Here is a 14,012-nt window from a genome sequence, read left to right on the forward strand (position 1 = left end):
GGACGCTACCGTGGGTGGCGCGACCGGGACCTGAGGTAGCGCTGTTCGGGTGCGCTGAGGGTGAGTTTGGCGGCTTTGTCGTATTCGGTTCGTGCTTCGTCGTGGTTGCCCTGCAGGTCGAGCAGGTGTGCTTTCACGGCGTGGACGCGGTGGTGGTCGAGTCGCAGGGTGGACAGTTGCCGTAGTGCCTGGTCGGGGCCGTGGACCATGGCGACGGCGACGATGCGGTTGAGCGCGACCATGGGGCCGGGTGCGGTGGCGGTGAGCAGTTCGTAGAGGCCGAGGATTTCGTGCCAGTCGGTGTCGTCGGCGGTTTTCGCGTCGGCGTGGACGGCGGCGATGGCGGCTTGCAGCTGGTAGGGGCCGATCGGGGCGGTTTGCAGGGCGGTGCGGATGAGGGTGGTGCCTTCGTCGATCGCTTGGTGGTCCCATCGGGTGCGGTCCTGCTCGGCGAGCGGGATGAGGGTGCCGTGGGTGTCGGTGCGGGCGGGGCGGCGTGCGTCGGTGAGCAGCATGAGGGCGAGCAGGCCGGTGAGTTCTCCGTCGTCGGGGCGTCGGCGGTGCAGCTGGCGGGTGAGTCTGATCGCCTCGGCGGTGAGGTCGACGCGGAGGAGGTCGTCGCCGGAGCTGGCGGTGGAGCCTTCGGTGAAGATCAGGTAGAGCACGTGCAGGACGGCGGTGAGGTCTTCCGGGGGCCGGAACTTGGCGCCGGACTGTTTGATCTTCTGTTTCGCGCGGCTGATGCGCTGGGCGACGGTGGTTTCGGGGACGAGGAAGGCGCGGGCGATCTCCGCGGTGGTGAGGCCGCCGACCGCTCTGAGGGTGAGGGCGATCTGGGAGGCGGTGGTGAGGCTGTCGTGGCAGCACAGCGCGAGGATGGTGAGGGTGTCGTCGCGGGCGGGCGCGGGGTCCGCGGGTGGGGGTGTGAGGGCGGCGGCCTTGTCCTCGCGGTGCCAGCGCGCGAGTTCGGAGCGGTACTGCTCTATCCAGCGTCGTGAGGCGGCGGTGATGAGCCAGCCTTTCGGGTTGTCGGGGATGCCTTGGGTCGGCCACTGCCGGGTGGCGGCGAGCAGCGCTTCCTGCACGGCGTCCTCGCAGACGTCGAACTGGCCGTGACGGCGTACGAGCACGCCGAGGACCTGCGGCGCCAGTTCCCGCAGCAGGTCCTCGATCGGTGTGGTCACAGGTCGTCCAGCATCGACATGTCCCAGACGGGCCGGACCTCGATGCCGTCGTTGTGGGCGTCGGGCAGGGTGGCGGCGTGGGCGATGACCTGGTCGATGGAGTCGGCTTCGACGAGGTAGAAGCCGGCGAGGTATTCCTTGGCCTCGGCGAACGGCCCGTCGGTGACGACGAGTTCGCCGTTTCTGATGCTGACGCCCTTGCCGGTCTCCGGTCCGGGGAGGCCTTCGCTGACGACGAGTTCGCCGGAGGCGCGCAGTGTGTCGGTGAGGTCGTAGTGCGCCTTGCCGAACTGCATCTGCTGTTCTTCGGTGAGCTTGTCCCACGCGGCCCGGGACTTCGGGTTGCTGTAGATGAGGATCAGGTACTTCACGTGCGGCCTCCCGGCTCAGGGGCTGGCTTGCGGAAATCTTCTCACCGCCATGTCGAGACCGCGGGCCGTGCTTCGACATCGGGGTGTCGGCCACTTTGCAGGCACTTCGACGGAGGTTGCGCGATGACGCAGACGCTGCTGCGGGACGAGACGGCGATCCTGGCGTTGTTCACCGAGCACGAGGAGGGGATGCGGCTGCGGTCGCCGGAGCGGATCGTCGCCCGGTACGCGCAGGACGCGGTGACGTGCACGCTGGCGCCGCCGCTGCGCAACACGGGTGTGCACGCGCGGGACCCGGAGGCGCTGGCGGGGTGGATGGCCGGGTTCACCGGGCCGATCACGCTCGAGCACCGCGACCTGGCGGTGGTGGTGTCGGGGGACGTGGCGTTCGTGCACGGGCTGGCGCGGCTGGCGGCGGTGCCGGTCGGCTACCCGGACGGGTTCTCGCTGTGGATGCGCGTGACGGTGGGGCTGCGGTGGCGGGAAGGGCGGTGGCTGGTGGTGCACGAGCACCAGTCGGTGCCGTTCCACATGGACGGGTCGTTCCTGGCGGCGACCGACCTGCGGCCGTGAGAACGTGCCGAGGTCCGGACCGTGCAGGGGGTCGGTCCGGACCTCGGCGTCTGGCGGGCGGCGGTGGTGCGGTGGCCTTGCCGCGGGGGAGTCGTTCCGGCGTTACAGGGGTGCCGAGCCGATCTCCCGACCATCGTCGTTGACCGGGTGTGGTGATCGTATTGCTCTCGGTGCACCCGACCAGCCACTCCCATGATGCGAGATCTGTTCACGATTGTGGTCGCGTCGCTGGTCAGGACACCGCGATTTGTCCGAGGAGTGGGATAAAAGAGCAGCTCAGGGGGCCTGGAAACACGGCCGAAACGTACCGGCGCGTACGTCCTGCCGGAGTAGAGCACTGCTCCGTCCGGCGCGGCTCCATCGGCGGGGATCTTGTTTACAGTTAACTGCGCCGAGTGCGAGGTGGGTCACAGGTTCACAGGCCCAGGCGGGTCACGGCGTTGTCCTCCAGCGGGTTCGCCGTGCGGATGTAGCGGTGCACCGTGCGCGGGTTGGTCCACCGGCCCTGCCGCATGATCTCCCGGTCGCTCGCCCCGCCCAGCGCCGCCTGCGTCGCGAACCCCGCCCGCAGCGAGTGCCCGCCGAACAACGCCGGGTCCAGTCCCGCCTTGAGCGCGTAGCGCTTCACCAGTTCCGCCACCGCGCGTCCCGACATCGCCTTCGTGCCGATGCCGCCGTGCCGGTTGATCACCGGGAACACCGCGCCCGCCCGCTGCGCGGGCCGGTAGGAGTGGCAGCGGTGCGGCCCGGTGTCGCAGACCTCCCGCCCGTCGAGCACGTCGGCCCAGTCGGCGAACGCGCACACCGGGCACGTCGGGCGCCGGCTGCCCCGCGGCAGCACCACCGACTGCTGGTGCCGGCCCGTCTGGTCGGTCTTCGTCGTGCCCAGCCTGATCAGCAGCAACGGCTCGTGCGTGCGCGGATCCACGTCCACCGCGACGTCGTCGAACTCGATGCCCGCCAGCTCGCTGCGGCGCAACGCCCCCGCGAACCCCACCAGCAGCAGCAACGCGTCGCGGGCCCGAGCGGGCCCTTGCTGCGGCCGTTCGTCCAGCAGCGCCTGCAGGGTGTCGAGCAGCACCGGCCGCTTGCGCCGCGGGGCGGCCTTGCGCGTGCGCCGGATACCCCGCAACGTCAGGCGCACGACGTCGCTGCGCGTCGGGCTCGGCACCCCGTTGGCCGCGTGCACCGCCGAGATCGCCGCCGACTTGCGCTCCAGCGTCGAGGCCCCGAACGCGGGCGACCCGTCCGGCTTCACCGTGTCCGCCGCGGCCGCCAGGTACACCGCCACGTCCAGCGGATCCGCCGGCAACGCCTGCCTGCCCTCGGCCTGGCACCACCCGGCCCACGCGATCCAGTCCGACCGGTACGCCCGCACCGTGTTCGGCGACTGCGCGCTGCGCAGGTAGCCGCTCAGCGACGCCGCCTGCTCGTCGTCGAACCGCTCCCGCACCCGCGCCAGGGCCTCGGTGTCGATCAGCACCGAGTGCGACACCCTGACCAGCGCGTGCTGGACCGGTTCGGGCAGGCTCACACCCGCGATGGTAGCCCTCTGATCAACTCCGCCACCTCGGCCGGCGAGAACTCCAGTCCGCTGATCCCCACGCTCACCTCGAAGCTGCACCTGGCCGGGTCCGGGTTGGACCGCGCGTACAGGAACAGCTTGATGCCGGTCTCGTCCTGAAGGTTCCCGGCCGCGCGCTGGGCGTCGTGACGCGACATCGGCAGGTGGACGTGGAACAGGGGAGTGCTCGGCACCTCCGGCGTGGTGTGGGCGAAGCCGTCCTCGTTGACGGCCTTCGCGATCGCCCGCGCGTGGTCGCGGAACTCGGTCATCCTGGGCAGGTTCGCCTCCAGGCCCATCAGCGCGATCGCCGCCAGCGGCCAGGCGTCCGGGATCGCGCCGCCGAGCCTGCGGCGCCACACGGCGGCCTGCCTGATCGTGTCCTCGTCTCCGGCGAGCACGGCGCCCCTGGTGCCTTCGAGTCCTTTGTAGAGCGACACGTAGACCGTGTCGAACAAGCCGGCCAGTTGGTCCAGCGGCGCGTCGTAGCCGGTGTGCGCTTCCCACAGCCGTGCGCCGTCGCAGTGCGCGGCCGCGCCGTGGTCCCTGGCCCAACCGGTCTGCTCCCGAAGGTCGTCGAAGGTGGGCAGCAGGCCGCCGATGTCGCGTTGCGGCAGTTCGAACACCACCGCGGCCAGGGGTTCGTGCACCGCTTGCAGGTCTTCGAGCGTGAACAGCTCGTTGCGGTCGCCCGCCGGGTGGAACCGCAGGCCATGCACGGCGTTGTAGCCCTGGTTCTCCCAGACGTGCAGATGCGTCTGCGGGTGGCCCGCGAACGCCCTTCTGCCCGTGCGTTCCGCGTGGACTCTCAGCGCTGTCTGCTGCGCCATCGTCCCTGTCGGGAAGAACAGCGCCGCGGGTTTGCCCAGCAGTGCGGCGATCCGGGATTCCAGCTCCCGCACCGGATCCGCCGGGGCGGTGTCCGGCGAGAGGTACTCGGCCAGGCGGCGCGCGACTTCGCGGGGTGAGCGGCGCGGGCCGCTGTGGTGGGAGAGCGAACGACGGAGGTCCATGCCCGCCAGCCTAGCTATTGCCACTAACTTGCAATAGCGCCGTTTGTCGTGATCGGGCCGCTGCCTTCGCGGAGGAGGGGTTTCGTGGCTTGCGGACGGTTGCACGGCTGCGCCCGACCGTCTTCGAGCTCCGGTCGGGCGCAGGAACGGGGTGCGCAGTGGTTTTACGGCCGAGGGATCACGCGGCGGCGCTCAGGCGCGCGTCCAACTCGGCCTCGTCCCGCACGAACCACAACTGCCGGCCCTTGTCCGACTCGTAGACGAAGTCGCGCAACGCCGTGCTCGCCGCCACCTGCGCCGAGACGTCCCCCAGCACCACGACCCGGAACCCGTACTGCTGCAGCTTCTGCACCACCGCGCCCGCCACCCGCGTGCGCAACACGAAGAAGTCCTCGGTCAGCCGCGCCACCGGCAGCACGATCCACTGCACGTCCTGGCCCCACAACGTGCCGATCAGGTCCACAGCGGACTGCTCGTCGGCGATCGGCGGACCGTCCGGGGCGCACATGAGAACCGTCGCGCCGTGGCGCGTCTGCACAACATCAGGCATGGCACGGAAACCTAACGGCGTCCCCGGCTCGGTGTCGCCCCCAATTCCGGCGCGGCGGGTGATCACGGCGTGCCGGGCTGGATGGGCGCTCCTGCTCGCAGCCGGCCTGACGCCTCGAGACGCGTCGCCGCGGGAGCGCTCCGGCACCCTCCCGGAAGGCGACCCGGCCATGACTTCCGCAACCCTGCGTGTCACCTCCGCCACGACGCTTCCCGACGGCGTCACCGAACGCGGCTTCGTGCACCCCGCCGCCGCAGCAGCAGACCTCCCGGCATCTGGTCCACACCGACCGCATCGCCCGGCACTGGCCCGACATGCTGCGGGCAGCCGATTCCCCGAGCCCAGGTGAGGTCCGCGGCTACGACCTGATCCGGATGCTCTCACGCGAGGTACGCCCCACCGGCCTGGGCGACGCGTTCGCGCGGCACGGGCGGACCTTCCAGTCCCTGCATGTCCTACAGGCGATCACCGACGGCGACTACCGGCGGATGCTCACCACCCAACTGAACATCTCCGAGGGCCGCCACACCCCTGGCCCGGCGGATCTTCTTCGGCCATCGAGGCGAACTGTGCCGGCATTACCGCCAGGGGAGGGAAAGACCAGCTCGGCGCCCTCGGCCTGGCCCTGAACGCCGTCGTGCTGTGGAACAGCCGCCACATCGACGCAACGGTCAAAACCCTGACGGGAAAGAAGTTTCCCGCCACAGACGAGATGATCGCCCGCCTGTCGCCCCTGCGGTTCGAGCACATCAACTTCCTCGGCCGGTACGCCTTCACGCAACCTGACATCACCACCCTGCGATCACTTCGCGAGCCGGACACCTCCGCTGCCGGCCCGGAACCTCGGTGACCTTCGGTCCTGATCGCCACGCGAACTGCCCACGTCTGTCTTGGCTGGCCCGTGACGGTCCTCACCCTTACTCCTCGGCGGCCTCCCGGTCAGGTTTGTTATTGTTCAATCACTAACCAAGGAGCGACCATGAACGCCAACCCGGCCCGCGAACTCACCCCCGCACAGCACGCCCTGGCAGAGCACCTGCGGCTGGTGTCCTCCGGCCGGATCGACGAGTGGATCGAGCTGTACGCCGCGGACGGCACGGTCGAGTTCCCCTTCGCACCCGCCGGTGTGCCTACCCGGGTGCAGGGACGCGAGGCGCTGATCGCCCACATGCGCGGCTTCCCGCAGACCTTCGACGTGGAGTTCGTCGACGTGAAGTTCATCGAGACGACCGACCCCCGCACCGCGGTCGCCGAATACCACTCGGAGGGAAGCGTCCTCGGCACCGGCAAGCCGTACGAGCAGACGGTCATCACGGTGATCCGCCTCGACGAGGCGGGCCTGGTCGAGCGGTTCGTCGACTACTGGAACCCTCTCGTGGTCATCGAGGCCATGACCCCCGACCAGGCCACCGGTGGCCACGACGTGTCGTGGCCCGCAGGGCACTGATCCCGACTCGACGTGGTGGGAGGGGGCAAGACGGGTCACCCAGCCGTCTTGCCCCCTCCCACCACGTCTCACCCCGCGGTGAAAGACTGGCAGACATGCCCGCCCCCGGCTCCAGCGTGAAAAGCGATCAACGCCGTCGAGTCGTGCTGGACGCTGCCGTGGCCTGTTTCGCGCGCAAGGGCTACTACGGCACGACAACCGGTGAGATCGCCGAACGGGCCGGAATCTCCCAGCCCTACGTCTACCGCCTCTTCGCCAGCAAGGAGACGCTGTTCGCCGGTGCCGTCCTCCACGTGTCCGAGCTGCTCTCGGACGCTCTGACCGGAGCCGGCACCGACGAGGCCGGGTCGCCCCGGCAGGCGGAGGAGGTGATGCGTGCGATCCGGTCCGCCTACAGCACCCTGATCCAGGACCGGGACGTCATGCGGTTCCTCATGCAGGCCAGTTGCGCCGCTGATGAGCCGCTCGTGGCCGAGGCGGTGCGCACGTGCTACGCCCGGCAGGTCGAACTCGTCAGCGAGCTCCTGAACCACGACGACGCTGCGGTCCGGCACTGGTTCGGCGCCGGCATGCTCGAAAATGTCACGCTGACCCTCGGCCTGGCCGACATCGACGAGCCCTGGGCACGGACCCTCAGCGGGCAACGGTCTCGATCGGACAGCGGTGACTTCGCCCGCCAGGTTTCGCCCTAGCTTCCACCGCAAGGGCGGGATGTGCAGGCGGCCTGCCGGTATCGGCGCCGATCACACACGCCCGGTTCAGAACCATCCCAGAAGTCGTCCCACAAGTAAGTGATCAGTTCAGAACGAGTTTGCGCCCGAGCCGGGCGCCCCCCCCATGACCGCGCCACAACCAGGGATCCGTGCTCCACACACTCCTTGCTTTGGGCTGCCCCCGACCTACCGCTGAAAACCGTTCCGATCCTCCCCGGCCCCCTCCTCTCACCGTGAAGCCCGGCGCCCGACGACTTCCGTCCGCGACCCCGCGCTCCGCCTCCCTCGCGGGGAGGCGGTTGATCATGGTTTCAGGACATCCACCGGACGGCCCCAGGCGTGGATCCGGACGACGATCACCCGTTCGAGTGGGTGCCGGGGGGCGGAAAACCTCGCGCGCCCGATGGGGGCGGCTGGGTAGCGTCGGCGGTCATGCGTGATCTTGCGGCTTTGCCCAAAGCCCATCTGCACGTGCACCTGGAGAGCACCGTGCTGCCGGGGACCGTGGCCGAACTCGCCGACACCTACGGCGTCGACGTGCCGGCGGCGCCTGAAGGGGTGTTCGAGGGGTTCGCGCAGTTCGCCGCGCACAACGGGGCCGTGCGGGACTGCCTGCGGCGAGCCGAGGACTTCCACCGGATCGCGTACGAGTTCTGCGCCGAGGAAGCAGCGCAGGGGACCCGGTACGCCGAGGTGACGTTCACCGCGGCAGCGCACGGGGAACGGCTCGGGGATCCGGACATGCCGCTCGAGGCGGTGTTGTCCGGGCTCGCCGCAGGACAGGCCGCCCACGGCATCGAATGCCGTGTGATCGTGGACCACCCCAGGAAGCGGTCGGTCGAACGGTTCGAGGCCTCGCTCCGGCTCGCGCTCGCGCACCCTCGGGTCGTGGCGATCGGCACCGCCGGCGCCGAGGACCACCCGCTCACGCCCTTCGCCGCGGTGTTCCGCGCGGCTCGCGAGGCGGGTGTCGGGCTCGTGCACCACGCCGGGGAGTGCTGCGGAGCGCCGAGTGTCGCCGAAGCCGTGACCGTCGGGCTCGCCGATCGGATCGGGCACGGGTTCCGGGCGCTCGACGACCCGGAAGTCGTCGCGCTGCTGCGGGACCGCGCCATACCGCTCGAAGCGTGTCCGTCGTCCAACGTCGCTCTGGGACTGGTCGAGTCCGTCTCCTCTCATCCGTTGCCACTGCTCATGGACGCCGGGCTGACCGTCACGCTCAGCACCGACATCCCCGCCTCCACCGGCACCACGCTCACCGACGAGTACCGGCTGCTGCGCCACGACCTCGGTTTCGACGACGACACGCTCGCGCGCATCGCCACCGACGCCGTCGACGCCTCTTTCGCGCCCGAGGACACGAAAGCGCGGCTGCGTCAGGACATCGCCACCTGGCGGGCCGGCTCGTAACACACCAGACCGTGCTTGCGCGCCAGCAGCTCCACCAGGTCCAGCACCCGGCGCTGCTCCGGCCACACCACGTGCACGATCACCGCGTCCACCCCCACCGTCAGCGCCTCGTCCCACGACACCGGCGACGACGGATCAGGCGAGGTCTGCCTCAGCTCGCGCACGAACGCCGCCACCGACGGCTCGAACGCGCCCAGCGGCGAGGCACGCAACTCCGCGTACCGGGCCGCCGCCTCCGGGAAGGTCGCCGGACCGGGAGCCCGCCACACCACCACATCGACCGGCACGTCCATCACGCCACCTTCCCGAACAACGCACCCAACCGCGGAATCCGCGCCGAGATCTCCGCCGGATCGGCGAAGTCCCACTGCTCACCGACCGGATCAGGCGACACCAGCACCTGCAGCCCGCGCGCCTCCAGCTCCGACTCCAGATCGCCGCCGAACGCCTCGGCGGCCACGTAGTCGAGACCCTCCCAGTCCGGCCAGTCCTCGTCCGCCCACGCGTGCACGCCGCCGCGCGACGCCAGGTAACGCACGTGCGCAAGGTCGGCCAGCGCGTCCGGCGAGGCCGCGAACGCCTCGAACACCGCACGCCCCTGACCCACCAGCCACGCCTGGAAGTAGAAGAACCCGTCGTCCGAGCACCACCCGCCGCAGATCAGATCAGCCGCGTGCCAATGCGCCCACGTGTCGACCCGACGACGCACCTCGTCGAGCCGCACCGCGAACTCCACCACCTCGTCCGCAGGCAGCGCGGCCACGGCGGCGGTCAGCCGCTCCAGCCGATCGTCCTGATCGGAGGCCTCCGCACCGGAGGACTCGACCAAGACCCAGAACGCGTTCAGGTCCATGCCGAGCACGCTAGCGAGGGGGTCTGACAATTTTCGGAAGGTCGGCATCGGTGCAGGTCAAGGGGCCAGGAGGGCGGCCGGGGGAGGAGACCGGGGAGAAGGAGGCGGCGAAGGCAGGTGGGGTGAGAAGCCAGCCGGGGAGGGCAGACAGGGACGAGTGGGCACGGACGAGTGGGCAGGGACGAGTTAGCCGGAGGTCGAACGCAGGAGTCCGCGGTGTCGGCGGAGTCGGCGATCTCACCCGCGGGCGGCAAAGCCGGCCGACCACACCGCCACTCGCCGCGTTCCTCCAGGTCAGATACCTGCGCGGCACCGACGTCGATCAGCTCCCGGAAGCCGTCCGCGTCCCTGCGCCGCCACCGGCCACCGGGTCCGGCGGTTATTGACGCGAACGATTCGCACCGCCTGACTATCCTTGAACCCAAATGGACACCCCGCACGCTGAACTGCACAAACGCCTGCCCGAGCTCATGCCGCGTGATCACCGCAGGCTCGCCAGGCGCCTCGACGGCGCACGCAAGGTCAAGGACCCGCTGGCGCGCAAGAAGATCTTCGAGGACATCGCCGCCCAGATCGACGAGGCCGCGCTCAAGGTCGCGCTGCGCAGGGAGTCCGTCCCGAAGATCAGCTATCCCGCAGAGCTGCCGGTCAGCCAGCACAAGGACGACATCAAAGAGCTGATCGCGAACCACCAGGTCGTGATCGTGGCCGGGGAGACCGGGTCGGGCAAGACCACGCAGCTGCCCAAGATCTGCCTCGAGCTCGGCCGCGGCATCACCGGCCAGATCGGCCACACCCAGCCGCGCCGCATCGCCGCGCGCACCGTCGCCGAACGCGTCGCGGAGGAGCTGGGCACCAAGCTCGGCGACACGGTCGGCTACAAGGTCCGGTTCACCGACCAGTCCGGTGACGAGACGCTGGTCAAGCTCATGACCGACGGCATCCTGCTCGCCGAGATCCAGACCGACAGGACCCTGTCGCGCTACGACACGATCATCATCGACGAGGCCCACGAACGCAGCCTCAACGTCGACTTCCTGCTCGGCTACCTCAAGCAGCTGCTGCCGCGCCGCCCCGACCTCAAGATCGTCATCACGAGCGCCACGATCGACCCGCAGCGCTTCAGCCAGCACTTCGACGACGCCCCGGTCATCGAGGTCTCCGGCCGCACCTACCCCGTCGAGACCCGCTACCGGCCCCTGGAGGAGGACGACGACCAGATCCAGGGCATCGTGGGCGCCGTCCACGAGCTGCAGGCCGAAGGCCCCGGCGACATCCTCGTGTTCCTCTCCGGCGAACGCGAGATCCGCGACACCGCCGACGCCCTCAAGGCCGAGGACCTGCGCAACACCGAGATCCTGCCGCTCTACGCCCGGCTGAGCGTCGGTGAGCAGCACCGGGTCTTCCAGCGCCACACCGGGCGCCGCGTCGTGCTCGCCACCAACGTCGCCGAGACCAGCCTCACCGTGCCGGGCATCAAGTACGTCATCGACCCCGGCACCGCCCGCATCTCCCGCTACAGCCACCGCCTCAAGGTCCAGCGCCTGCCGATCGAGCCGATCAGCCAGGCCAGCGCGAACCAGCGCAAGGGCCGCTGCGGCCGCGTCAGCGAGGGCATCTGCATCCGCCTGTACTCCGAGGAGGACTTCGAGGCGCGCCCGGAATTCACCGACGCGGAGATCCTGCGCACCAACCTCGCCAGCGTCATCCTGCAGATGACCAACATCGGCCTCGGCGACGTGGCGAAGTTCCCGTTCATCGACCCGCCCGACGCCCGCAACATCAACGACGGCATCGGCCTGCTGCAGGAGCTCGGCGCCATCAACGCCGCCGAGAAGAAGCTCACCCCCACCGGCCGCAAGCTCGCCGCGCTGCCCGTCGACCCGCGGCTGGGCCGCATGGTGCTCGAGGCCGACACCACCGGCTGCCTCAGGGAAGTCATGATCATCGCCGCGGCGCTGTCCATCCAGGACCCCCGCGAACGTCCCGCCGACCAGCAGGAAGCCGCCACCCAGCAGCACGCGAGGTTCGTCGACAAGGAATCGGACTTCGTCACGTTCCTCAACCTGTGGCAGTACCTCAAGGAACAGCAGAAGGAACTGTCGGGCAACCAGTTCCGCAAGCGCTGCAAGGCCGAGTTCCTCAACTACCTGCGCGTGCGCGAATGGCAGGACATCTACCTGCAGCTGCGGCAGGTGGCCAAGCAGATCGGCATGCACCTCGACGACCGGCCCGGCGACCCGCGCAACATCCACATCGCCCTGCTGTCCGGCCTGCTCAGCCACATCGGCGTCAAGGACATCGTCACCAAGCAGGCGCCAGGCGAGAAACGCCGCCCCATGACGGAGTTCCTCGGCGCCCGCAACGCCAAGTTCGCGATCTTCCCCGGCTCCGCGCTGGCCAGGAAACCACCGCAGTGGGTGATGGCCGCCGAGCTCGTCGAGACCAGCCGGCTGTGGGGCCGCATCGTCGCCAAGATCGAACCCGAGTGGGCCGAACGCCTCGGTGAGCACGTCGTCAAGCGCCAGTACTCCGAACCGCACTGGGAGGCCAAACGCGGCAGCGTCGTCGCCCTGGAGAAGGTCACCCTCTACGGGGTGCCGATCGTCGCCGGCCGCAAGGTCAACTACGGCCGCATCGACCCCGGGCTGAGCCGCGAGCTGTTCATCCGCCACGCCCTCGTGCAGGGCGAGTGGACCACCCACCACCGGTTCTTCCACACCAACCGCGCGCTGCTCGAGGAAGTCGGCGAGCTGGAGAACCGCGCCCGCCGCCGCGACATCGTCGTCGACGAGGAGACGCTGTTCGAGTTCTACGACCAGCGCGTCGCCCCCGAGGTCGTGTCCGCGCGGCACTTCGACTCGTGGTGGAAGAAGCAGAAGGACAAGGACCAGCTCACCTTCACCAAGGAGATGCTGGTCAACGACCGCGCCGACGTCAGCCCCGAGGCCTATCCCGACCAGTGGCGCCAGGGCGAGCTCACGCTGCCGCTGAGCTACCACTTCGAGCCCGGCACGAAGAACGACGGCGTCACCGTCCAGCTGCCGCTGCCCGCGCTCACGACGCTGGACGACGACGCGTTCTCCTGGCAGATCCCCGGCCTGCGCCACGACCTCGTCGTCGCGCTCATCCGGTCGCTGCCCAAGCAGATCCGCCGCAACTTCGTGCCCGTCCCCGACGTCGCCACCGCCGTGCTGGCCCGCATCACCCCGCAGGAGACGTCGCTGCTCACCGGCGTCGAACGCGAGCTCAGGGCGTTGACCGGGGTGACGGTGCACCGCGAGGACTGGCAGTTCGACGCCGTGCCCGACCACCTCAAGCTCACCTTCCAGGTCGTCGACGACAACAACCGCACCCTCGCCGAGGGCAAGGACATCGCGGCGCTCAAGGAGAAGCTGCGCGACGAGGTCCGCGAGTCGCTGTCGCAGGCCGCCGGGCACCTCGAACGCACCGGCATCACCACCTGGGACTTCGACGCGCTGCCCAGGACCATCGAGCAACGCCAGTCCGGCATCACCGTCACCGCCTACCCGTCGCTGGTCGACCGCGGCGACAGCGCCGCGATCAAGGTCCTCGACACCCCCGGCCGGCAGGCCCACGCGCACCGCCGCGGCGTGCGCCGGCTGCTGCTGCTGGGCATCAACTCACCGGTCAAGCACCTGCAGCGCCACCTCGACAACGCCGCCAAACTCGCCCTGACCCGCAACCCCCACGGCGGCGTCGCCGCGCTGCTGTCGGACTGCATCACCGCGGCGGTCGACCGGCTCATGGGCGAACCGGCCTGGGACGCCAAGTCCTACGCCGCGCAGCTCAAGAAGGTGCAGGCCGCGCTCAACGACACCACCTGGGTCGTCGTGCAGGAAGTCCGCAAGGTCCTCGAAGCCGCCCACGAAGCGGAGCTGAAACTCGGCGGTCTCAAGGGCGCACCCGACTCGGCCAACGACATCCGCGGCCAGCTCAACGGCCTGGTGTACAAGGGTTTCGTGACCGACACCGGCTACGACCGGCTGCCCGACCTCGTGCGGTACCTCAAGGGCATCTCCCGGCGCATCGAGAAGCTGCCCGAGAACCCGCGCCGCGACCTCGACTGGACCGACAGGGTCCACCAGGTCCACGCCGAGTACCGGGAGCTGCGCGCCCAGACCCCGGCCGACGAACCCGCGCCGGAACTGGACGAGATCCGCTGGATGATCGAGGAACTGCGCCTGTCCTACTTCGCCCAGACCATCGGCACCCGCTACACCGTCAGCGACAAGCGCATCTACAAAGCACTCGACGCCGTGCCGCTGTGAGCCGCTATCGTGGACCATGCACTTCCCGGGGGATTCCACATG

At 69.6% G+C, this 14,012-nt stretch carries 14 protein-coding genes; 7 read left to right on the plus strand and 7 right to left on the minus strand.

Going from position 1 to position 14,012, the window contains the following annotated elements; translation table 11 throughout:
* Positions 1–5 precede the first annotated feature (5 nt).
* Both L6E10_RS34335 and L6E10_RS34340 read right to left on the minus strand, forming a co-directional pair.
* The gene (locus tag L6E10_RS34335) at positions 6–1,172 is read right to left on the minus strand and encodes an RNA polymerase sigma factor (RefSeq protein WP_236224424.1); all 1,167 of its coding nucleotides are present in this window, start codon (positions 1,170–1,172) and stop codon (positions 6–8) included.
* Positions 1,173–1,180: 8 nt separating this feature from the next.
* Positions 1,181–1,555 (minus strand): YciI family protein, encoded by a 375-nt coding sequence (locus L6E10_RS34340; protein ID WP_236224304.1) that lies wholly within the window; start codon positions 1,553–1,555, stop codon positions 1,181–1,183.
* 123 nt (positions 1,556–1,678) lie between these two features.
* On the opposite strand from L6E10_RS34340, the gene L6E10_RS34345 reads away from it, so the two are divergent.
* Complete coding sequence (locus L6E10_RS34345; protein ID WP_236224305.1) at positions 1,679–2,128, plus strand: nuclear transport factor 2 family protein; 450 nt, start codon at positions 1,679–1,681, stop codon at positions 2,126–2,128.
* Positions 2,129–2,543: 415 nt separating this feature from the next.
* Here the strand turns inward: L6E10_RS34345 and L6E10_RS34350 are convergent, their stop codons facing one another.
* The 3 genes from L6E10_RS34350 to L6E10_RS34360 all read right to left on the minus strand — a co-directional run bounded on the left by L6E10_RS34350 (position 2,544) and on the right by L6E10_RS34360 (position 5,255).
* Positions 2,544–3,662, minus strand: a complete 1,119-nt coding sequence (locus L6E10_RS34350) for a tyrosine-type recombinase/integrase (protein WP_236224306.1) — start codon at positions 3,660–3,662, stop codon at positions 2,544–2,546.
* Positions 3,659–4,705 (minus strand): low specificity L-threonine aldolase, encoded by a 1,047-nt coding sequence (locus tag L6E10_RS34355; RefSeq protein ID WP_236224307.1) that lies wholly within the window; start codon positions 4,703–4,705, stop codon positions 3,659–3,661. The genes L6E10_RS34350 and L6E10_RS34355 overlap by 4 nt, the downstream gene beginning before the upstream one ends.
* A gap of 178 nt (positions 4,706–4,883) precedes the next feature.
* Positions 4,884–5,255 carry a DUF4180 domain-containing protein gene (locus tag L6E10_RS34360; RefSeq protein ID WP_236224308.1) on the minus strand — a complete coding sequence of 124 codons (372 nt, stop codon included), beginning with the start codon at positions 5,253–5,255 and terminating at the stop codon, positions 4,884–4,886.
* A 188-nt stretch (positions 5,256–5,443) separates the two neighbouring features.
* Between L6E10_RS34360 and L6E10_RS41315 the strand changes: the two genes are divergently transcribed.
* From L6E10_RS41315 to add, 5 genes are all read left to right on the plus strand, one after another.
* Positions 5,444–5,884 (plus strand): Tn3 family transposase, encoded by a 441-nt coding sequence (locus L6E10_RS41315; protein WP_374237589.1) that lies wholly within the window; start codon positions 5,444–5,446, stop codon positions 5,882–5,884.
* A complete protein-coding gene (locus L6E10_RS40525; protein WP_308102940.1) occupies positions 5,833–6,105 on the plus strand; it encodes a Tn3 family transposase in 273 nt (90 codons plus the stop codon). The genes L6E10_RS41315 and L6E10_RS40525 overlap by 52 nt, the downstream gene beginning before the upstream one ends.
* A gap of 129 nt (positions 6,106–6,234) precedes the next feature.
* Positions 6,235–6,702 (plus strand): nuclear transport factor 2 family protein, encoded by a 468-nt coding sequence (locus tag L6E10_RS34370; RefSeq protein ID WP_236224309.1) that lies wholly within the window; start codon positions 6,235–6,237, stop codon positions 6,700–6,702.
* A gap of 143 nt (positions 6,703–6,845) precedes the next feature.
* The gene (locus L6E10_RS34375; RefSeq protein WP_236224310.1) at positions 6,846–7,394 is read left to right on the plus strand and encodes a TetR/AcrR family transcriptional regulator; all 549 of its coding nucleotides are present in this window, start codon (positions 6,846–6,848) and stop codon (positions 7,392–7,394) included.
* A 453-nt stretch (positions 7,395–7,847) separates the two neighbouring features.
* Complete coding sequence (gene add / locus L6E10_RS34380) at positions 7,848–8,825, plus strand: adenosine deaminase (protein WP_236224311.1); 978 nt, start codon at positions 7,848–7,850, stop codon at positions 8,823–8,825.
* Here the strand turns inward: add and L6E10_RS34385 are convergent.
* Both L6E10_RS34385 and L6E10_RS34390 read right to left on the minus strand, forming a co-directional pair.
* The gene (locus L6E10_RS34385; protein ID WP_236224312.1) at positions 8,792–9,118 is read right to left on the minus strand and encodes a hypothetical protein; all 327 of its coding nucleotides are present in this window, start codon (positions 9,116–9,118) and stop codon (positions 8,792–8,794) included. The two genes, add and L6E10_RS34385, sit on opposite strands and share 34 nt — an antisense overlap.
* Complete coding sequence (locus L6E10_RS34390) at positions 9,118–9,678, minus strand: DUF4240 domain-containing protein (RefSeq protein ID WP_236224313.1); 561 nt, start codon at positions 9,676–9,678, stop codon at positions 9,118–9,120. The genes L6E10_RS34385 and L6E10_RS34390 overlap by 1 nt, the downstream gene beginning before the upstream one ends.
* Positions 9,679–10,103: 425 nt before the next feature.
* On the opposite strand from L6E10_RS34390, the gene hrpA reads away from it, so the two are divergent.
* The gene (gene hrpA / locus L6E10_RS34395; protein WP_236224314.1) at positions 10,104–13,970 is read left to right on the plus strand and encodes an ATP-dependent RNA helicase HrpA; all 3,867 of its coding nucleotides are present in this window, start codon (positions 10,104–10,106) and stop codon (positions 13,968–13,970) included.
* Positions 13,971–14,012 lie beyond the last annotated feature (42 nt).

The sequence above is a fragment of the Lentzea sp. CC55 genome (genome assembly GCF_021056325.1).
GTDB classification, from domain to species: domain Bacteria; phylum Actinomycetota; class Actinomycetes; order Mycobacteriales; family Pseudonocardiaceae; genus Lentzea; species Lentzea jiangxiensis.

Excerpts from the sequence above, each read along its gene's own strand:
- L6E10_RS34345 (WP_236224305.1), top strand. The coding sequence starts at position 1,679 with ATGACGCAGACGCTGCTGCGGGACGAGACGGCGATCCTGGCGTTGTTC.
- L6E10_RS34355 (WP_236224307.1), bottom strand. The coding sequence starts at position 4,705 with ATGGACCTCCGTCGTTCGCTCTCCCACCACAGCGGCCCGCGCCGCTCA.
- L6E10_RS34360 (WP_236224308.1), bottom strand. The coding sequence starts at position 5,255 with ATGCCTGATGTTGTGCAGACGCGCCACGGCGCGACGGTTCTCATGTGC.
- L6E10_RS34370 (WP_236224309.1), top strand. The coding sequence starts at position 6,235 with ATGAACGCCAACCCGGCCCGCGAACTCACCCCCGCACAGCACGCCCTG.
- add (WP_236224311.1), top strand. The coding sequence starts at position 7,848 with ATGCGTGATCTTGCGGCTTTGCCCAAAGCCCATCTGCACGTGCACCTG.
- L6E10_RS34385 (WP_236224312.1), bottom strand. The coding sequence starts at position 9,118 with ATGGACGTGCCGGTCGATGTGGTGGTGTGGCGGGCTCCCGGTCCGGCG.
- L6E10_RS34390 (WP_236224313.1), bottom strand. The coding sequence starts at position 9,678 with ATGGACCTGAACGCGTTCTGGGTCTTGGTCGAGTCCTCCGGTGCGGAG.
- hrpA (WP_236224314.1), top strand. The coding sequence starts at position 10,104 with ATGGACACCCCGCACGCTGAACTGCACAAACGCCTGCCCGAGCTCATG.